This is a genomic window from Wolbachia endosymbiont of Trichogramma kaykai (genome assembly GCF_045765165.1).
In the GTDB taxonomy this organism is placed as follows: domain Bacteria; phylum Pseudomonadota; class Alphaproteobacteria; order Rickettsiales; family Anaplasmataceae; genus Wolbachia.
Genome location: NZ_JBJJXK010000002.1, coordinates 12,922 through 32,440 on the forward strand (window position 1 = coordinate 12,922; position 19,519 = coordinate 32,440).

Below are 19,519 nucleotides of genomic sequence, written 5' to 3' on the forward strand. Positions count from 1 at the left end.
CATATGGCATAATTCTTTTAGACACAAAAACTATAAATCATATAGCAGTAGGAGAGGTAATAGAGAGGCCAGCAAGTGTAGTAAAGGAATTAGTAGAAAATGCAATAGATGCTGGAAGTTCAGAAATAGAGATCAAAATAGAAAGTGGTGGGCGCAATCTTATAACTGTGACAGATAATGGAAATGGAATAGAAAAGGAAGATTTGGAACTTGCGTTTATGCGCCACGCTACTTCAAAATTAAGCGATAGTGAGTTAATAGAAATCAAGCACCTTGGGTTTAGAGGAGAGGCTCTGCCTTCAATTGCAGCAGTAAGCAGAATGAAATTATCATCTAAGGCAAGTGGAGCAAAGGAAGCATGGTCTATAAGGTATGAGGGAGGAGAAAAAATAAGAGAGATTACCCCTTGTTCTTTGGTGCAAGGTACATATATTGAAGTTCGTGACTTATTTTTTCCTACACCAAATAGACTAAAGTTTCTAAAAACCTAAAGGTCAGAAACACAAAGTATTATTGATATTGTGAATAACTTAGCGATGATTAATTATAGTATTGGGTTTACTCTCACTTCTGGTAATAAAAAGCTCTTAAAATATGTTAAGCAAACTTCGCTGTTCAACAGATTATGTGAAATAGAAGAAGAATTTCAAAGCAATTCACTGGAAGTTAAAGAGGAAGAAGAAGGCATCAAACTTAAGGGACACATCTGTAAACCTAATGTCAATCGTGGCAACTCAACTCAGATTTATAAGTTTGTTAATGGAAGGCCAATAAAAGACAATCTACTTGTTGGTGCAATTAGATATGCGTATCACGATTTTATTCCAAACAATAGGTATCCTTTTGCAGTGTTGCATTTAGAAGTACCATATGACCAAGTAGATGTAAATGTGCATCCAAATAAATCGGAAGTAAGATTTCAGAATAAAAGGCTAATATATGAAATAGTGAGAAGAGGGATAATAAAAACACTATCAACGAGATTTGCAGCGGGTGATCAAGGTATTGAAGAGGAGCTAATTTTTAATGATAGTAAAAGCCAAGAGCAGGTTGATAGTCAAGAGAAAAAAGATCAAAAAGAGTTTTATGAAAAGAGACCAAGTCTTTTAGAAAATCGTCTAATGAAAGAATTCAATGCACCAGATGAAAGAAGGCAAAGCTTACCAGAAACTTTTAAGTATGGAGAATCCCCACCCCAAAAGGGAACGATGGTTTTAGAAAGGAAGCAAATTGATTTGGTAGAGGATCATCCCCTAGGATATGCACGTTGTCAGGTCCACAATACTTACATTATTGCTGAGGCTGGAGATAGGCTGATTATAGTAGATCAACATGCAGCCTATGAGAGGTTGATATACGAGTGCTTAAAGCAAAAATCAAGCTAAAAAGACAAAAACTTCTTCCTGAAACAGTTGAAATTAAAAACCAAGCTGGAATGGGGATGGTTAAAACTTATAAAGATGAGCTTTTTGAAATGGGTTTTGATATTGAAATACAATCAGAAGATAAAGTAACGATAAAAGAAATACCTGCAATCTTGGGAACAATAGATATAAAAGAGATGCTAGTTGATATAGTAGATAAGTTAATGGAAATGGAAGATACGTTGCCAATAGAGGATAAGGTGAATAAAATATCAGCCACAATCGCTTGCCATGGAGAAGGAAGAAAAATGAAATTGGAAGAGATGAATGAGATACTAAGACAAATTGAGAAAACTCCATATTCTGGTCATGAAAGACCAACTTATATAGAAATGAAACTAAGTGATATAGAAAAATTGTTTGAAAGGAGATGAGTTCAGTTTGTCAAAAAGGTTGCCAATTAAGTATACGTAACAGCTCTTCTGGTTATGGAGTATAAAATGTGAAAAAAGAGAATAAATGCTCTAATTTTTTAGATTACAAAGTAATAGGACAGGAAGTAAGAAATCGTAGGTTAGCAAAGGGATATACTCAAAAAGATTTAGCAAAAAAAATCGATACAACATATCAGGTAATACTGCAATATGAAAAAGGAACACGCAGAATTTCAATTAAGAAGTTATATGAATTAGCAGAAGCATTATCAACAACTGCTAGAGATCTAGCTTGCGGACAAGAAGTATCAAATTTGGCAGCGGTAAGAGCACTAAACAAAACGGCACTATGGCTAAAATCACAAGCAGCTAAGGAAATCAGTGAGGAAAAGAAGATAAAATTAAGTTTAATAAGAAAGAGATTAAGAATTTTTAAGGTAAAAGCTAGCAGACTAGAAGTGTTAATTAGAGCAAATCTCTATGCTATTAAAGCATCGACAATTGGTAAAATACAAAAAACAAGAAGAGGATCGAAAGTAGGAAAGCATGAGTTTATAGGAGGATTTGCAGCAGTTATGCCAAAAGGAAATAGCGGTATGTTTAAACGTGAAGGAGGAGCAGCATTGCCAATAAAGGAAGTTAAATTGCCATTGGAACCAGAAGCATCAAAAGTAATAAGAGATCTTGTTAATTATGAGGTTGAGAAAGTGTTTGAAAAGTTCTTTGAGCGTGATATTACAGAAAATGTATGAATTTTAAAGATTTACATCAAGCAATTTGCACTAAGTTAAAAGAAGAAATATCAGCAATACAGACGTGCGAAATTTATCCATCAATAAGAAAAGAATTATTAGCGCCAGCGGTGTTTGTAGAACTTAGCAGTCTTGAAAAAGGAGATGATCCTGGAACAGAAGAATTAGCGCTGAAAGCAAGATTTGAAGCACGAATAGTAATTGATAGCACGGTAGAAAATGCACCTATTCTTGTCAGAACATTAGCTGCTGAGGTTGCGAGAGTAGTAAATAAAAATACTTGGAATATGAAAAATGTTTCACCGGGAGAATTTATATCAGGAGGAGGAGATGATTTTAGGCCAGAGTTAGATGCGTATTTAGTGTGGTTGATTGAGTGGGTGCATACAATACACGTAGGTCGATCTATTTGGGAAGAAGGAAAATTTAGGCCACACAAAATAGAAATCGGTGAAATAAATGTTAGAAAATAATTTTGCAATTTCAGAATTACAGAGGAAAATGGCGAACATTGTCCGTATAGGAGTTGTAAAAGAAATATATTATGAAAAAGCAAAAGTAAGAGTGAAAATAGGAGAGTTTTTAACAGATTATCTGCCATGGGTAACGAGCAAAGCAGGAAAAGATAGAGATTGGTCTCCGCCAGATATAGATGAACAAGTTGTGGTATTTTCTCCTCTTGGTGAACTATCATTAGGAGTGGTATTAGGAGGGATATATCAGGAAAAATACCCTACATCAGAGAATAAAAAAGAAATAAATAGTATAAAGTTTCAAGATGGGACAAAGTTTACATATGATAAGGAAAAACATCATTTAGGGATTGAAGTAGTGGATAAAATAACACTTAAGGCTGGAGGATCGAGTATAGAAATGACGAAAAGTGAAATAAAACTGAAAGCAGATAGAATAAACCTTAATTAAATGAATAAATCGGTTGTACGAGTAGGAGATTATTGTGGAGAAGTAACATCGCATTTTTGCATTAGCGGCAGTAATAATGTTTTTGTAAACGGTAAGTCAACATGTAGACAAGGAGACAGTTTTAGTGAAGGAAAAGTAATGATTCAAGGATCAAAAACAGTGTTTGCAAATGGTCTTAGTGTAGGAAAAGTAGGAGATATAGTTTCATGTGGGTTTAAATTAATAAAAGGCAGTGAAAACGTGTTTGCAGGCTAAAAATCAAAGGAATGGATGCTAAAACAGGAAAAGCGTTAGAAGGAATAGAGCACTTAAAGCAATCGATAATTGATATATTAACCACTCCTATTAACAGTAGGATCATGAGAAGGGATTATGGGTCGAGGTTATTTGAGTTAGTGGATAAGCCAATAAATAGAGATTTAACACTTGAGATATATGCAGCAACAGCAGAAGCACTGGGGAAATTTGAGAAGAGATTTAAGTTAGAAAAAGTAAAAGTTGAAGGAGTAAAAGAAGGGAGAGTAACATTAAATTTAGAAGGTGTCTATCTTCCAGAAGGCAAGTTCATAAATATTAATGGAGTAGTTGTTTAAAAATGCAGCAGCCAAATATTATCGAACCACTGAACTTTGAAGAGATTTTTTCTCGGATGAAGGAAGAGTTAGTGAAAAATTTTACAGCATTAGTAGAAAGTGACCCAGCGATAAAGGTATTAGAAGTAGCAGCATGGAGGGAATTGTTACTAAGACAAAGAATAAATGAATCAGTAAAGAGCAATTTACTAAAATTTGCAACGGGAGAAGATCTTGACTTTTAGCTTTTTCTAACTTGTTTTCCATATCTTTCTCTCGTAGAGAAGATGCTAATTTATTGGACTCCTTACTTGTCAGAACGTTATTCAGAATATTATAAAGAAAAGCTTTTAGTGGAAATACCTTGTGTAAATTACTCGAACCTTGTTCTAGTAAATCAAGTCTTCCTTTCCCTTTTTGATATTGACTTTCTATTCGTTCAGCAAAGATGGGAAATTCACTTTTAGCTTTTTCTAACTTTTCTCTAATACTTATGTATCGTACGTAAGATGCTAATTTATTAGCTTCCTTACTTTTCAGAATATCATACAATGTACAACTTTTATTAATCTTTTTTTTTCTTTCATTATTTCTAGTTCATCTATACACCTACTACGATATTCTAACATTTGTTGCGCAAGATCGTTAGATAACCTACTTTGTATGAGATTATACAACTCTTCTCTGTTCTCAAAGTAATCTAATTTAGTTTCAAGTGCTATTAAGGTTTTTACCATTTCCACTCTTTCGGAAACACAATATTCTAAGAAAGTAACCTCAGAGTAGAAACTTACATCTGTATCAGCACCTTCTTCTACTAAAAGTTCTACTACTCCTGCATCGCAACTTTGAGCAGCAAATAACAAAAGAGTAGTATCAGAATGAGAACCAATTTGTAACCTTTTATTAATATCTTATTCTATCCTCTCTAATAGACATGATAATATTCCTTTACAGCCCTTTAGAATAGAAAGTTGTAAAGGAGTATACCCTTTATCATTTCTTGTATTTGTATCAGCACCTCTATTTAATAGAGCATCTACCACCACTATATTGTTTTTTGCAACAGCAATATGTAAAGGAGTATATCCATGATAATTTTCTACATTTACATCCGTACCTATATTTAATAAAGCATCTACTATCTCTACATTGTTATTTTCAATTGCAACATGTAGTGAAGCATTTCCAATTCCATCTCCTGCATTCACATAAGCATCATTTTCTATTAAAACTTCTACTATCCTAGTGTTGCCACAAGCAGATGCCATATGCAGAGGAGTATTCATGTTTTTCATCTATTATGTTTGGAACAACAAAGTTTTTATTATGTAAGACACTGCTACTATATTGCAAAATTTAATAGCAATAAATAAAGAACTGCAGGCTAATTTATTCAAGCCACGTGCCCTAGCTAATCCTAAAATAGTGGAGATTTGGGACACATTGCTTCACCTGAAGTAGAAACCAGGTGTATTAAAGATAATGATGATCAAGAACTAACCTGGCTATGTAGAGAAGGAGAAAATAATCAATATGATAAAACAAGTGAAGATAAAGACTCTGAAGATACTGACTGCGAGATTGGAGTATGGAATGAAGCTGATAATGAAAGTAGCGATGATCATAAATCAACTCGGCTATATGGAAAAACAGAAAATTGTTTCACAAGCGAAGATAAAAACCTTGAAAATACTGATTTCCCGATTGAAGTATGGAATGGAACGGATAGTGAAAGTGAAAATGAAGACAATGTTAGCCCTAGCCCTGATTATGATGAAAGTTTTGGTAAGCGTTACAGTCAGCTATTCTATACTGACGAGATAACCCATAAAGAAAAAGGAAAAGATACTTTTCTTTTAATCCGTCAAAAAGACTCTTTTTCTCTAACAAAGGTAAAGCTGAATACAAGAGAAGAAGAAAAGTATGAAAGTATTTGGCAAAAAATAAATAAGATTCATGATTATCTAGACATTTTAGGTTACTCTGGTAGCAAAGAAGATTATGAGGAGTGCGAAAAAGAACTTGATAAAGTTATAAGCGCAGCACTGGAACAAGGAATAATGTTCACTTTTCCATATAAATCTGGTATGTCCTTGATAGATCGTATAGCTGACATATTTCAAAAGCTATATTTATCTGCTTCAAAACAGACAACAAGCCGTACTGTAGGGTAAATGCTACACTGCTTGATTGTCTAAAGATCTTATATTACTCACCATAAAAACTTAACGAAGTGAGTAGTAAAAAGATTATGGTTATTGACTTAATGTTACATACCTTATACATTATGTTATGTATCTTAGCTTAAGGGGGGTAAGTATGGGTGAGTCTACTGGGATAGCAAAATCTATCATCAATCTACTAAAACTAAAATCCAAACCAGAACCGTATGATTTTGAATATGAATCCATTATAGAACATTTATTATCTAAAGAGCATTTGTTAAATGAACTGATGAATGATATGTGGTACTTAGGAGCTTTACCATCAGTTAGAAACTATAATGAACCACTATCTTTGATAGATAGCAAACTTGGATTAAGTGAACAGATTTGTGTTTGGCTTGCTCTAGATCACGATCTTACACCAAGTCAAAAAATTTTAAACAAAAAGTTACTTAGTGCTCTAAGATGTTTATCTTCTAACTGTGGTTCATTTGATAATACTGAGCCCCTTGAAGGATTTTTACATGATAATAAAAACAATAAAGATTTAAAAGTAATTCTTAACCTAAGAAGAGGAGAATCTCAATCAACAGTATTGCATGCGATTGCAGGAGAAAATATTGGTGGATTTCGTCGCACAGGAAATCAGGCTATAGATTTTCTCCTAGAAGCAGGTGCAGATCCTAACATACAAGATAATAAAGGAAAAACACCACTATACCTTGCTTCTGCTAAAGGTCATTACGATAATGCAAAGTCTCTTCTCTTGAAAGGAGCTAACCCTAATATAACAAGTAGAAAGGGAAGAACTCCACAACAAATAGCAACTAATAAACTCCGCTATGATATTGAAGAATTATTTTTAACTGATAAACAGAAAAAGATGAATAAGGAATTATATGACTTACTTGTACTCGATTCGGACTGCACTAAAAATTTAAAGGAGTTTTTAAGTAAGCATAAAGGAGATTCAGACCTAAAAGTGGTGCTAAATATTCGGCGAGGAATGGGTGAATCAAAAGTATTTTCTTATGTTGATCGTTTTTCTTGGGACAATGAAGGCCTTATTCAAGAGTTAAGAAAGATATTTTTAGAAGCAGGAGCATTAGATTATGCTATGAATATTTATCGTCAGAAAAAGGAAGGACAGGCCAGTAAATTACTCGTTAATTTAACTTCAAATCAAAAGGAGAAGTTAAATAAGTTTTCTGATAAGGTATTTCGAGCTCAAAACATGGCTGAACTTGAAAGGATTGTAAACGATGCTATAAAGTCTGGTGTACGATTAAACTATTCTCTTCCACAAGATTTCTTTTTAGGTAATGAGTACACTTTTACTGATTATGTGATGAAAAAAATCAGTGAGTTGGAAAAAAATCCTAAAGTTTCTAGTAGTATAATATGTCAATTAGTATCAAAAGGGGCAGTGTTTGGTAATACAGTTGATGCTAACACACTGATATCAGAATTTAAAGAGCATAAAACTAATCTAAAAAAAGCTTATATAGATTATGTTAGCAATTCTCGTAAGTTTATTGAAATCGCAAAAAGTGCAACCAATAGCGAGCTAAAAGATGTAAGAATAGACAACTCCGTTTTTTACTTAGAATATTCTCAAGATAGTAAAATAGACATTATAAAGATAACAGATGGGGTAAGGGATTTAGGTATAACCGATGGAGATGTAAAATGTGGAAGAAATATAGTAAAGATCGGTAAAAGTGAAGTAGAAATTAGAACTGAAGATGGCATAAGGAATTACACAGATCTTACAGAAGGCAGCAGTATAGCATTAACTTTCTATACTAGTTTGGGAAATGTAGACGTTAGGCTATATCCTGACGTACAGGATAAAAGCAAAATTATAGTAGAAGTGAGTAATAGAGAAGAAATATTAGAAAAATTCAAAGGTCGCGAAGGAGAGTTAGGCAATGATTGCGAGCTTGGTGGCTACTGGGTCTACGATGCTATTGAACAGGGATATTTTGAAAGATCTAGTGGATTGATGCATCCTGAAGTAATAGAGGAGTCTAACAACAAATGGACAGAACGTGAAGAATTAAGAAGGACTTCTGATCCTAGGAGAGAAGTTTCTAGGTAGATTAATTTGCCATAAAGGTTAAAGATTATTATTTAAATATAAACTACTATAATTTATAGATTTTGGATCATTTTCTACTACTGTTGTATCCAGCATGATTTATAACCCTTTCCCCCTAAATGATTGTTGCACACGTAATAAGTTAATTAAATAATCGATACCTTTTATCTCTTTTTTTTGAGTATGTCAGAGTCATGTTTACATCATAGCTCCTGCACTTAATTATTCCCCTAAGTGGCGCTTCATCATATTTTGCTTTTCTCTATATAGGTTGATTCTTTATCAATTCCTGCGCTTTTTGCCATTTTTCCTCTTTTATTATTGCTTCATGCTTTCCCTCATACTCTTTCTCATAATGTCTGATTTTTCCCACATATATTGGATTTGTTATTATTCTTCGTTATACATATCATAAGGATAACGCTATACTATTTATCTTCGTCTGTGCAGATTAAACGACAAAAGCATAACGCAGTTGTCGTCTTATTTTTAATTTTTTGTACTATGTGTATCTTATTTCTTTACAAAACTTCCAGTTTTTTAACCATATAAGCTGAAAGGGGCTGTTTAAGACAGGCCAACTTTCAGGATTAGAGATAGCTAATAGGGGGGGGTCTTTTGTCTTTTTTCTACTTGGTAAATTTCTTGATATTTGTAACTAAAGTAATTTAAGAGAGGTGTCATTCCACCATTTCATTCCAGCGGGTGACCAGATTTTTTTATTTGATCCCAGACTGGATGGTTATGCAAGTTCCAATTTTAATAATATTTACACATAAGCCATACGCTTGAGTTGCAAAGTTCTAAAAAGAAGCCAAAATAAAAACAAGTAGACATTTACAAATTAAACTAAGTGTACAATCAGCAGACAAGAGTATTGATTGCAACAATACTCTGTAGAATCGCAGTATGGTATGACCATATGCTCTTTATTGATCTGGTTAATATAATTAGTAGAGAATTTTGTTATGCAAAAGATATCTACTACAGCATATTGCAATTGTTTGGAATTGCAGGAATGGGTGCAATGGTAAGACCACTTGGTGCATCTGTATTTGGTCACATTGGTGATAGGTATGGAAGGAGAATGGCGTTAACGATTGCTATTTTGCTAATATCGATTCCTTCTAGTCTCGTTGCGTTTATTCCAAGTTATAGTAAAATAGGAATAACCTCTACTATGTTGCTTCTTACAATCCATCTGATACAAGGGGTTGCACTTGGCGCTGAGCAAGGAGGTAGCTCTGTTTATCTCATAGAGCATTTACCTAATAAGAAAAAACTAGGAATGTTTTTTGGAATAATAAGTTTTGGTCGCTCCATTGGCATATTGCTCTCTGTGGTTGCAGTGATCATCTGTAAAAAAAACACTGATTTTAACGCTTGGGGTTGGAGGCTGCCGTTTATTTTTTCAGCCATTTTAGGATTAATAAGTGCATATAGTATATATACACTAGGAGAAACTCCAGCGTATGAAAAAAATCGAGAACAAAGAAATTTACCTAATTTACCAATAATAGAGCTTACAAAACGCTATAAGAGAGCTCTGATACTTGCCATTTTAATATCTGTACCTGTTAATGTTGCTGTTGGATTTACCATATTTCTTAGAACAATTGCAAAAGAAATAGTGTCTGTTGAAACTTATGTAACAACGTATGTCAACGAAGTTGTACTCATTATAACCAGTATATTAATGCCGATATCTTCAATAGTGCTTGGAATTTTAGCTGATAAAACAGGAAGAGAACGCACTGCAATCTTATTTATAGTGATAACAATAGTATTATGTTGTCCTATGTTATCTATTGCATATTACTATAAAAGCTATCTTATAGTCATGTTGAGTGTGATGGCTCTTTCTATAATCGAGAGGGGTATTAATCCTATAGGGATAGTTACTGCTGAGCTTTTTCCTACTAATGTTAGATTTAGTGGTGTTAGCTTATCACGTAACATCTCTTTTGCCTTGCATGGAGGATTTACTCCTATGATATGCACTTGGTTTACTATAATGTTTCCTAAAATAGACTTTGCTGCTGGGCTTTATGTAATTTTTTGCTTATTAGTCAGCTTAGTAGCAATATTGCAAATAAAACCACAAGATAAAAAGTGTGATTGGTAATTTTCTCTATTTAAATTTATTTCACTTATTTAGCTAATTTTTATTACAATTATAATTTGGCTTTTATGAAAACTGCATACGTATGTCAATTCTGCGGTTATAGCACTGGAAGGTGGGTAGGAAGGTGTATTGCATGTGACAGTTGGGATACGGTTGTCGAAGAAATAGTACTAAAAACAGAAACGAGAAGTACATCTGCACCAATTTCAATAAAAGCGTTATCAGATAGTGAAATTATTACCCCCGATCGTTTTTTAACGGGAATAGAAGAGTTAGATAGAGTTTTTGGTGGAGGTATCGTTCAAGGTGCTAGCATTTTAATTGGTGGTGAACCTGGAATTGGAAAATCTACTCTTTTGCTTAGGATTGCAGCTAATGTTGTACAACTTTCCTCTTTTGAATGTCTTTATGTATCTGGCGAGGAATCTTTAGAGCAAGTGAGCCTCAGAGCAAAGCGTCTTAAGATAAATGAACCTAAAATTAAGCTTTTATCTACAGTATCTTTAACTGATGTAGTAGCAACAATAAGGAAAAATAAAAGTATTAAGTTCTTGATAATTGATTCTATACAAACTATGTATGATAGCAAAGTCACATCAGCACCAGGAACTGTAACTCAAGTCCGTATCTGCGCTCATGAATTGACTGTTCTTGCAAAGCAATATGTTGTTTCTCTCTTAATAGTTGGCCATATAACGAAAGATGGACAAATAGCGGGACCTAAAACCCTGGAGCATATGGTAGATACAGTACTATATTTTGAGGGTGAAAATAGTAATCAATATCGCATTTTACGTACTATTAAAAATAGATTTGGCCCTGCAAATGAAATTGGTGTTTTTGAGATGTATAAAGCAGGACTCATGCCTGTTGATAATCCATCATCATTATTCTTGACCGCACATGATAGAGAAGTAGTTGGCAGCGCCGTATTTGCAGGAGTTGAAGGCTCAAGACCAATCTTAATGGAAGTGCAAGCATTAATAGCAAGGACTAATATGGCAACTCCAAGAAGAGCAGTAGTTGGTTGGGATATTAATAGATTAGCTATGATAATCGCGGTTCTAAGTGCTCGTTGTAAAATGTTTTTGCATGATAAAGAAGTATACCTAAACATTGCGGGAGGACTCAAAATACAGGAACCATCAGCTGATCTTGCTGTTGCTGCCTCCCTTATTTCAAGTTTAGTAAATTTACCGCTACCAACTTCTTCAATAATCTGCGGTGAAGTTGCACTTTCAGGAGAAATTAGAAACGTTTCGCATGCTGATCTCAGACTAAAAGAAGCACAGAAATTAGGATTCAAAAAAGCGATTATGCCTAAAAATGGCAATTATTCTTCTCATGATATTGAGATAATTAAGCTTGGTCATATAAAAGAGTTAAAAGAGGTCTTCAATCACAGTTAAATACTATCCGCATGAACATTTTGCTTGTGGGAAGGATGTTATCCCAGATTCCGTAATTTCATCTGAGTAGGTGACATAGGCTTCTTTTTTCTGGATTCCAGTGTCAAGCACTGGAATGACACCATCATACCTGTTGGAGTATATATGTAGCCTTATCTCACACTCCTGTCATGCCAGTGCCCAGACACTGGCATCCAGTCTTTTCGTCATCAAAAACACTGTAAAGTGTTTACCAAATTAGCTGGATTCAAGTTTCACGCACTGACCATTTGCTGTTTTTACTCATGACTACCTTGTCTGGACGAATACGAAAACAAGTAGCTAATTATCGCATAAAAAAAGAAGATGTAGAATATCTTCTTTTTTTGTGATTAAATATACATTAAATCTTGATTGTGTATTTCCTCTTCTGTAAGCAATAATTTTTCGCTCTCATCAAAGAGACTTTTTGCGCTAGCTGCTAATTTCTCACTAATTTGTGGTAGACATTGTCATAATATACTCCTTAAATTTTAAAAATATATTTATGTTGGTATACAAGTATCAATATTACATTAATATAATTCCTTTTTAGGAATGAGTGACAAGCTGAAGTGGTTTTTGGTTGCCCACAAAACATATTAGATCCTTATTTCATATTCTCTAAAATATTTTTTCTTATACTTTCTTTATAAGAACCATGGGCGCCCATTGATTTTTGTTGGCTAAAGTAAAGATCAAGTATCTGGAATTCTGGACATAAAATCCTCCTGTATAAAAAAGAGTTAGGAAAAAATGCAGTGCACATACGACAGACATATACTGAAGAATACATTTTTAACAAGTTTGATTGAAAAGTCTGCAGACTAAAGATAGATTTTGAGCTCTTAAAATATCTCTGTTTGTAATTATAATGAGATTGAAAATATGCGGAAGTAATTTTTATACGTTAGCTATCTATAACGGCTCACCCAACTCACTTGCAATCTGGATCCCAGACTGGGATGAAAAGAAAAGGCCACTCAAATAGGAAGTACTGGAATGATACCACCTAAAAACGGCTTCTCATGATAATTAAGCTTGGTCATATGAGAAAATTAAAGAGATCTTCAATTACATTTAAACAGCGCTTCAGCAAACTCTTTGCCAGTAAATTCCCTCAGGTCTTCTATACTTTCACCAATTCCTATAGCGTGTAATTTCACCTTATAAGCTTCTGCAAGCCCAATCACTACTCCACCTTTGGCAGTACCATCTAGCTTTGTTACAATTAACCCGGTAACACCAACCATTTTACTAAAGGCCTCTAATTGGCTATAAGCATTTTGGCCAGTAGTGGCATCAAGAACTAAAATAACATCATGAGGGGCAGTATCATCCAATTTCTTTATCGTTCTATGTATTTTTGACAGCTCTTGCATGAGATTTACATTGTTTTGTAGCCTTCCTGCTGTATCAATTAAAACAACATCAACGCTATCTTTTATCGCTTGATTTACAGCTCTGTATGCCACACTTGCAGAATCGCTACCGTGCTCTCCAGTAACAATAGAGCAATCAGAACGTTCTGCCCAAATATTTAATTGCTCACTCGCAGCAGCTCTGAATGTGTCGCACGCAACAAGCATAACGGATTTTCCTTTTTCCTTATATTTATAGGCAAGTTTACCTATAGTTGTAGTTTTTCCATTACCATTCACTCCGCATACCATTACTATGTGTGGTTCTTTATTCAAAATGAGTGGCTGCATAACAGGGTTTAATATTGTTTCTATTTCGCTCATTAACTGCTGTGTGATAATGTTATGTTCAACTTCTGATTCAAATTTGATACTTGCGAGCTTATCAATAAGCAACCTAGAAGTTTTATGACCTATATCCATGCTAATCAGAAGCTCTTCCAGATCATCTAAAAGCGACTGATCTAATTTTTTTTTGCCAGAAAAAATATTTTTTACTCCATCACTAAAACGGGAGGAGGTTTTTAATAGTCCTTGATAAAGATTGCTGAATAAACTCAAGAAATACTCCTTCTTAAAATTACCATATAAAGAATGACATGCACTATATGTATTTGTAAAGTAAATACACTCGTAACCTATATATTTTGTGAGTAAAATGTACCGCTTGCTAGTGTATTTTACTTTAGTTTTTAACCTAAATATGTTATAATGCAAGTAATGGTTTACGGGTAATCTATGAGTTATAATGAGAAAATTTTAGATCATTACGAAAATCCAAGGAATGTTGGTTCTCTGGATAAAAATGATCCAAATGTTGGTACTGGTTTAGTTGGTGCGCCATCATGCGGAGATGTAATGAAACTGCAAATAAAGGTTAACGATAAAGGTGTTATTGAAGACGCAAAATTTAAAACTTTTGGTTGTGGTTCTGCTATAGCTTCAAGTTCTTTGCTTACAGAAATGATCAAAGGAAAAACTATTGAGAATGTAACAAAGATAAAGAATACTCAGATAGTGGAAGAATTGTCTTTGCCGCCAGTAAAGATACACTGTTCAGTACTTGCTGAGGATGCTATAAAAGCTGCTATTCATGATTATCAAAATAAACAAAAACATTGAGGAATATGAGTGAATTTCAAGGAGTAAATTCTGTTAAAAAACCTATCACTCTAACTGCAAATGCAATAGAGAGGGTAAGGTTTTTATTGGACAAAAAGAAGCATGCTAACCTTGAAGAAGCAATAGGAATAAGAGTTCTAATTAAGCAAAAAGGATGCTCTGGTTTAAAATATGATATTGAATATGCATATGATGTTCGTCCTTTGGAGTCGGTAATTGAAGAAAGATGCAGTGATGATCAAAAAGTCAAGGTGCTGATCGATCCGAAATCTATCATGTTTATCCTTGGATCTGAAATGGATTATGTAGAGGAAAAATTCTCATCAGGTTTTATTTTTAAAAATCCTAATGAGAAAGGAAAATGTGGTTGTGGAGAGAGTTTTCATGTCTAGCAACCATTTCACATTATTTGGAATTGAACCGGCTTTTAACATCAGCTTTGATGAGCTGGAGAAAAAATATATTGAGCTAAGCAAAACTGATATAAATGAAAGAGAGTCCAAAAATATGGAAAATATCAACAAAGCTTATCAGGTACTGAAGTCACCGCTAAAGCGTGCTGAACATTTGTTGGATCTTTTTGACGTACAAAGCAAAAAAGAGCATCTTGATCCTGAAATGTTAAATGAATCAATGGAAATAAGAGAATACTTTCTAGACTGCGATGATTTGCAATTTGCAAGTAGGATGATTGATGAAAAGGTAAAAGATTGTACTAAAAACCTAATTAATGCTTTTGCTACAAAAAATTTTGATGAAGCTGCTACGCAAGTTTTTAGATTGAGATATTTATATAAGTCATTTGAGGAGATAAAGGAAAATGCGGCCAGTTCAAATTTCTGAACCAAGTTCAAATCAGGTAGTTTTTGGTATAGATCTTGGAACTACTAACTCTTTAATTGCCATGGTAAATAAAGCTGGCAATGTAGAAATATTTAAAGATGAGCAAGGTCGTGAACTATTACCTTCTGTCATTTCATATGAAAAGGATGTACTAAAAGTAGGCTACGATGTTGGCGAAAACGCTATCTGCTCTATAAAACGCTTAATGGGTAAAAGTGTTAAAGACTTGCATAAAGAAGGTATCAATTGTGAAATGGATAACGAAAGTGAAAAAGTTATTAGGTTAAAATGCTCAGAAGAAAAGTATCTCACTCCTATTGAGATCTCTGCTGAGATACTAAAAACTCTATGCAAGAGGGTAAAAAAATTCACAGGGATGACAGTTAACAAAGCAGTGATTACTGTACCAGCTTATTTTGATGATTCAGCACGTAACGCAACCAAATATGCAGCAAAATTAGCTGGCATAGATGTTCTTCGCCTCATTAATGAACCAACTGCTGCAGCACTTTCTTATTCCATTGAAAAGAACAATAACAGTGGCATATATGCAGTTTATGACCTCGGTGGTGGAACATTTGACATTTCAATATTAAAATTACATCAAGGAGTGTTTCAAGTTCTTGCAGTTGGTGGTGATACTAAACTTGGTGGTGATGATTTTGATCATCTACTTAGTTTAATCGTGCTTGAAAAGTATAGAGAACAGGTAGGTTTAAATAAAAAATGCTCTAGTGTCATCCCAGTGCTCCGACACTGGGATCCAGAAAGTTTGATTGCAAGTGAACACACCAGAAAGTTATATAATAAGAACTGGATTCCAGTGTCAAGCACTGGGATGACACCATCTGATACAACTACCTACAAATTACAACATTCATACACTAAAACTGGTATCTGCAATATACGTGCTATAAAAGAGTACCTAAGTGAAGATAACTCTGGCACTTTTGAATTAAGCATCAATGGTGAATTATTTAAGTGCAAAATTACCAAAGAAGAATTCGAGCACGCAATCAGTCCTTTAGTTAATAAGACTATAAATATAGTTACTCATACTATAAGCAACATAGATCTTAAAATCGATGATATAAAAGGGGTAATTTTAGTTGGTGGCGCAACTAGAGTGCCATTAGTGCAAAATTCACTCATCAAACTCTTTGGCAATAAAGTGCTGAATGATGTGGATCCGGACAAAGCAGTTGCCAGTGGGGCAGCTTTGCAGGCTCATTATTTAACTTCAAACTCAAAAGATAGGAATATTCTCCTTGATGTGCTGCCTTTATCACTTGGCATAGAAACTATGGGGGGAATAGTTGAAAAAATTATACCAAGAAATACACCACTACCAGTTTCAGAAATAAAAGAGTTTACAACTTACGCTAACGGGCAAACGGCAATGAAAATTCACGTTTGTCAAGGAGAACGTGAAATGATAAAAGATAATAAATCTCTAGCACGATTTGAACTCAAAGGTATACCACAATTGCCTGCAGGTTCTGCAAAAGTTGAAATAGGGTTTACAGTTAGCATTGATGGAATATTGACTGTCACTGCAAGAGAAAAAACTACTGGAGTCGAACAGACAGTTGAAATAAATTCAAGCTCTGGCTTAAGTGAAGAAGATATTCAAGACATGGTCAATCAGTCAGTAAGTAACTTTGATGAAGACATGAAGGCTCGTTCCCTTGCAGAGGCTAAAATTAACGGTAACAAGCTCATACATCTAATTGAGAATGTTTCCATTGAGCAAAAGTTAAAAATTTTACTACAGAATGCAAAAGACGCTTTACAGGAAAATGACTTAGACAACATTAATAATGCTATCTCTGAGTTAGAAAACTCTGCTCTAGAGTTATGCGAATCAGCAGACAGATAGAGTTCATAAAACTTTGTGAAGTACCCTGTCAAATCTCAGAGCAGTAGGTAACCTAAAATCAAACGGTAACCAATCAACTTTGTCTAACTTCAACGATAAACCAACCATGCTTACGCGCCCAACTATATTTTCAGTTGGTATGAACCCAATTTCAGAAAACCTGCTATCATAAGAATTATTTCTATTGTCTCCCATAACAAAAAATTGATCATCAGGCACATAATAAACTGGAGTATTGTATGATAACTTATTAGAAAGATTATCTATTAGAATTTCATGCTCCTTGCCGCTCGGGAGTGTTTCGATGTATCTTGCTATATTACGCTTTGACTCATAATCAAAAAAAAATTCAATTTGTCTTCGCTTTACTTTCTGATCATTTAAATATAACTCCCCCTCTATCATTTGCACTTTATCGCCCGGTATTCCTATTACCCGCTTAACAAATCTAATGCTATCATTTCTTGTAGGCTTGAAAACTATTATATCACCACGCTCCGGAGGGGTATAAAAGATTCTACCGCTAAAGATGTTTGGAGAAAATGGAAAAGAGTGTTTGCTATAACCATATGAATATTTACTAGTAAAAATATAATCTCCCTCAAGTAGAGTGCTTTTCATTGAACCAGAAGGAATATGAAATGGCTCAAATAAAAAACTACGTATTGATAGCGCAATTAGTAGCAAAAAAAACAGTGAAGATAAAAACTTTCTCGTTCTTGCTATCCGGTTCTCTCTTAATTCTTTCAATTTTATTTTCTTTATAAATTTGAGCTTATCATAACACATAAAAGTGGTAATGTGAAATTTTACTCATGGGTGTTATTGCTCTTTTTCGAAAGTCGAAATAAGCTCTCAAATAATTGACAGTGATTGATAACCAATAGACATCATTTGCTATGCAATATTGTATAAATCACAATGCTAGTTTTACTGAAAATTATACATTTTAGATATAATTGTAATATTTAAACTTAAGGTATAGGGATGAACCCTACAATTAGAAGGGTTTTTTTTGTATTCTACTTATAGTATTATTTATTTCTTTTTCTCATGTTGGAAGTGCTGCTAACTCTAATGACGATACAACTTCTCAAGTAATATGTAATATTATTGGCTACGTGTGGTGAATAGGTGGACCGCTTATGACCGTAGTGATAATAGGAGCAGCTTTACTTGCAATATTTGGTAGAATGCCGTGGCCTGCTCTTTTCGCCCTCGGTGTATTTGCGCTGTGTTTTTTGGCGCTAAAACTATTGTCATAAAAGTAATGGGTGGTATAAACTCTACAGATCCTTCCTTTATGGAAGAATGTGGAACAGGAGATAAAAAAAAGAGTCAATAGGACTATTTCTTTCTAAAGCAGACTTGGTGCACAGCTTCAACTATATCTTCGACTTGTGGTAATGCTTTCTTTTCTAGGCTTGCAGCATAAGGTAAGGGGACATCCTTGCCGGTTACCCGTACAACCGGAGCGTCAAGGTAGTCAAATCCTTGTTCCATAACCATGGCTGAGAGTTCTGCTCCTATTCCTGCAAATGGCCAACCCTCTTCTATGCTTACTAATCTATTGGTCTTCTTAATAGAGTTAATAACTGTTTCAGTGTCAAGTGGTCTTAAGGTTCTGAGGTCGATAACTTCAGCTTCTATTCCTTCACTAGAGAGTAAATCTGCTGCATTTAACGCATCCATTAGTTTTAATGAAAAAGCAGTGATAGTTACATCCTTTCCTTCCCGTATAACAGCAGCTTTGCCTATCTCAAGTAGATAATCTTTATTTGATAGCTCAGAATCAGGAATCTCATGTTCATGCCCATAAGCGATCTCGTTTTCTAGAAATATTACTGGATTAGGATCACGAATTGCAGCTTTAAGCAGACCTCTGCAATCAGATGCAAAGTAAGGTGTTATTACTTTCAAACCTGGAACATGCGAATACCAAGATGCAAAGCACTGAGAATGTTGTGCGGCAACTCTTGCTGCAGCTCCATTTGGTCCACGAAACACTATAGGGCATCCAAGTTGTCCACCTGACATATAATTTGTTTTTGTTGCGGAATTCACAATTTGGTCAATAGCTTGCATAGAAAAATTAAAAGTCATAAACTCAACAATAGGTTTGAGCCCAGCAAACGCTGCTCCAACAGCAAGACCAGCAAATCCATGTTCGGTAATAGGTGTATCAACTACCCTATTTTCTCCGAACTCTTTCAGTAATCCTTTTGTTACTTTATAAGCACCATCATACTCTGCAACTTCTTCACCCATGATAAATACATCAGGGTCATTTTGCATTTCTTCTCTGATTGCTGCGCATAACGCTTCTCTTACACTTAAGCTTGCCATTTGTAAATCTGTAAATTTCAACTGAAATAACTATATCAAAA

Annotated in this window: 18 protein-coding genes and 5 pseudogenes; 17 read left to right on the forward strand and 6 right to left on the reverse strand. The window is 34.3% G+C overall.

Annotated elements, in window-relative coordinates; all coding sequences use genetic code 11:
• Window positions 1–8: 8 nt before the first annotated feature.
• The 8 genes and pseudogenes from mutL to wTKK_RS00900 form a co-directional block, all read left to right on the forward strand.
• A pseudogene (mutL, locus tag wTKK_RS00865) lies at window positions 9–1,798 on the forward strand (DNA mismatch repair endonuclease MutL).
• 68 nt (window positions 1,799–1,866) lie between these two features.
• Window positions 1,867–2,112 (forward strand): annotated as a pseudogene (locus wTKK_RS00870) (helix-turn-helix domain-containing protein); the annotation flags it as partial.
• On the forward strand, window positions 2,113–2,550 hold the full coding sequence (locus wTKK_RS00875) for a phage tail protein (protein WP_407511728.1): 438 nt from the start codon (window positions 2,113–2,115) through the stop codon (window positions 2,548–2,550). It begins immediately after the preceding pseudogene.
• The gene (locus wTKK_RS00880) at window positions 2,547–3,023 is read left to right on the forward strand and encodes a hypothetical protein (protein WP_407511577.1); all 477 of its coding nucleotides are present in this window, start codon (window positions 2,547–2,549) and stop codon (window positions 3,021–3,023) included. The genes wTKK_RS00875 and wTKK_RS00880 overlap by 4 nt, the downstream gene beginning before the upstream one ends.
• Complete coding sequence (locus wTKK_RS00885) at window positions 3,010–3,474, forward strand: phage baseplate assembly protein V (RefSeq protein ID WP_407511578.1); 465 nt, start codon at window positions 3,010–3,012, stop codon at window positions 3,472–3,474. Before wTKK_RS00880 ends, wTKK_RS00885 begins: the two co-directional genes overlap by 14 nt.
• Window positions 3,475–3,729 (forward strand): PAAR domain-containing protein, encoded by a 255-nt coding sequence (locus tag wTKK_RS00890; protein ID WP_407511579.1) that lies wholly within the window; start codon window positions 3,475–3,477, stop codon window positions 3,727–3,729.
• A gap of 2 nt (window positions 3,730–3,731) precedes the next feature.
• Window positions 3,732–4,067, forward strand: coding sequence for a GPW/gp25 family protein (locus wTKK_RS00895; RefSeq protein ID WP_407511729.1), 336 nt, complete (start codon window positions 3,732–3,734; stop codon window positions 4,065–4,067).
• 2 nt (window positions 4,068–4,069) lie between these two features.
• Window positions 4,070–4,285: pseudogene (locus wTKK_RS00900) on the forward strand (baseplate assembly protein); the annotation flags it as partial.
• 297 nt (window positions 4,286–4,582) lie between these two features.
• Here wTKK_RS00900 and wTKK_RS00905 read toward each other — a convergent pair.
• Both wTKK_RS00905 and wTKK_RS00910 read right to left on the reverse strand, forming a co-directional pair.
• The gene (locus wTKK_RS00905; RefSeq protein WP_407511580.1) at window positions 4,583–4,912 is read right to left on the reverse strand and encodes a hypothetical protein; all 330 of its coding nucleotides are present in this window, start codon (window positions 4,910–4,912) and stop codon (window positions 4,583–4,585) included.
• Between the two features lie 48 nt (window positions 4,913–4,960).
• Complete coding sequence (locus wTKK_RS00910) at window positions 4,961–5,344, reverse strand: ankyrin repeat domain-containing protein (protein ID WP_407511581.1); 384 nt, start codon at window positions 5,342–5,344, stop codon at window positions 4,961–4,963.
• A 138-nt stretch (window positions 5,345–5,482) separates the two neighbouring features.
• Here wTKK_RS00910 and wTKK_RS00915 point away from each other — a divergent pair, with 138 nt between their 5' ends.
• Window positions 5,483–6,223 (forward strand): hypothetical protein, encoded by a 741-nt coding sequence (locus wTKK_RS00915; protein WP_407511582.1) that lies wholly within the window; start codon window positions 5,483–5,485, stop codon window positions 6,221–6,223.
• 145 nt (window positions 6,224–6,368) lie between these two features.
• Complete coding sequence (locus wTKK_RS00920) at window positions 6,369–8,315, forward strand: ankyrin repeat domain-containing protein (RefSeq protein WP_407511583.1); 1,947 nt, start codon at window positions 6,369–6,371, stop codon at window positions 8,313–8,315.
• 95 nt (window positions 8,316–8,410) lie between these two features.
• Here the strand turns inward: wTKK_RS00920 and wTKK_RS00925 are convergent.
• Window positions 8,411–8,715, reverse strand: a pseudogene (locus tag wTKK_RS00925) (recombinase family protein); the annotation flags it as partial.
• 453 nt (window positions 8,716–9,168) lie between these two features.
• Between wTKK_RS00925 and wTKK_RS00930 the strand changes: the two are divergent.
• Entirely contained in the window at window positions 9,169–10,440 is a 1,272-nt protein-coding gene (locus tag wTKK_RS00930; protein WP_407511584.1) for an MFS transporter, read from the forward strand.
• A 65-nt stretch (window positions 10,441–10,505) separates the two neighbouring features.
• Window positions 10,506–11,849 (forward strand): DNA repair protein RadA, encoded by a 1,344-nt coding sequence (gene radA, locus wTKK_RS00935; RefSeq protein WP_407511730.1) that lies wholly within the window; start codon window positions 10,506–10,508, stop codon window positions 11,847–11,849.
• A gap of 1,088 nt (window positions 11,850–12,937) precedes the next feature.
• Here the strand turns inward: radA and ftsY are convergent.
• Window positions 12,938–13,849 (reverse strand): signal recognition particle-docking protein FtsY, encoded by a 912-nt coding sequence (gene ftsY / locus wTKK_RS00940; protein WP_407511585.1) that lies wholly within the window; start codon window positions 13,847–13,849, stop codon window positions 12,938–12,940.
• 177 nt (window positions 13,850–14,026) lie between these two features.
• Here ftsY and iscU point away from each other — a divergent pair, with 177 nt between their 5' ends.
• From iscU to wTKK_RS00960, 4 genes are read left to right on the forward strand one after another with little or no spacing between them, the layout of a single operon-like run.
• Window positions 14,027–14,410 (forward strand): Fe-S cluster assembly scaffold IscU, encoded by a 384-nt coding sequence (gene iscU, locus wTKK_RS00945; protein WP_007302620.1) that lies wholly within the window; start codon window positions 14,027–14,029, stop codon window positions 14,408–14,410.
• A gap of 5 nt (window positions 14,411–14,415) precedes the next feature.
• Complete coding sequence (locus wTKK_RS00950) at window positions 14,416–14,802, forward strand: HesB/IscA family protein (RefSeq protein ID WP_407511586.1); 387 nt, start codon at window positions 14,416–14,418, stop codon at window positions 14,800–14,802.
• Window positions 14,795–15,253 (forward strand): iron-sulfur cluster co-chaperone HscB C-terminal domain-containing protein, encoded by a 459-nt coding sequence (locus wTKK_RS00955; RefSeq protein WP_407511587.1) that lies wholly within the window; start codon window positions 14,795–14,797, stop codon window positions 15,251–15,253. Before wTKK_RS00950 ends, wTKK_RS00955 begins: the two co-directional genes overlap by 8 nt.
• The gene (locus tag wTKK_RS00960) at window positions 15,231–17,132 is read left to right on the forward strand and encodes an Hsp70 family protein (protein WP_407511588.1); all 1,902 of its coding nucleotides are present in this window, start codon (window positions 15,231–15,233) and stop codon (window positions 17,130–17,132) included. The genes wTKK_RS00955 and wTKK_RS00960 overlap by 23 nt, the downstream gene beginning before the upstream one ends.
• Window positions 17,133–17,135: 3 nt before the next feature.
• Here wTKK_RS00960 and lepB read toward each other — a convergent pair whose 3' ends face one another.
• Window positions 17,136–17,921: a signal peptidase I gene (gene lepB / locus wTKK_RS00965; RefSeq protein WP_407511589.1), complete on the reverse strand. Its 786-nt coding sequence runs from the start codon at window positions 17,919–17,921 to the stop codon at window positions 17,136–17,138.
• Window positions 17,922–18,119: 198 nt separating this feature from the next.
• On the opposite strand from lepB, the pseudogene wTKK_RS00970 reads away from it, so the two are divergent.
• A pseudogene (locus tag wTKK_RS00970) lies at window positions 18,120–18,477 on the forward strand (TrbC/VirB2 family protein).
• Between the two features lie 2 nt (window positions 18,478–18,479).
• Here wTKK_RS00970 and wTKK_RS00975 read toward each other — a convergent pair.
• The gene (locus tag wTKK_RS00975; protein ID WP_407511590.1) at window positions 18,480–19,478 is read right to left on the reverse strand and encodes a pyruvate dehydrogenase complex E1 component subunit beta; all 999 of its coding nucleotides are present in this window, start codon (window positions 19,476–19,478) and stop codon (window positions 18,480–18,482) included.
• Window positions 19,479–19,519: the final 41 nt, after the last annotated feature.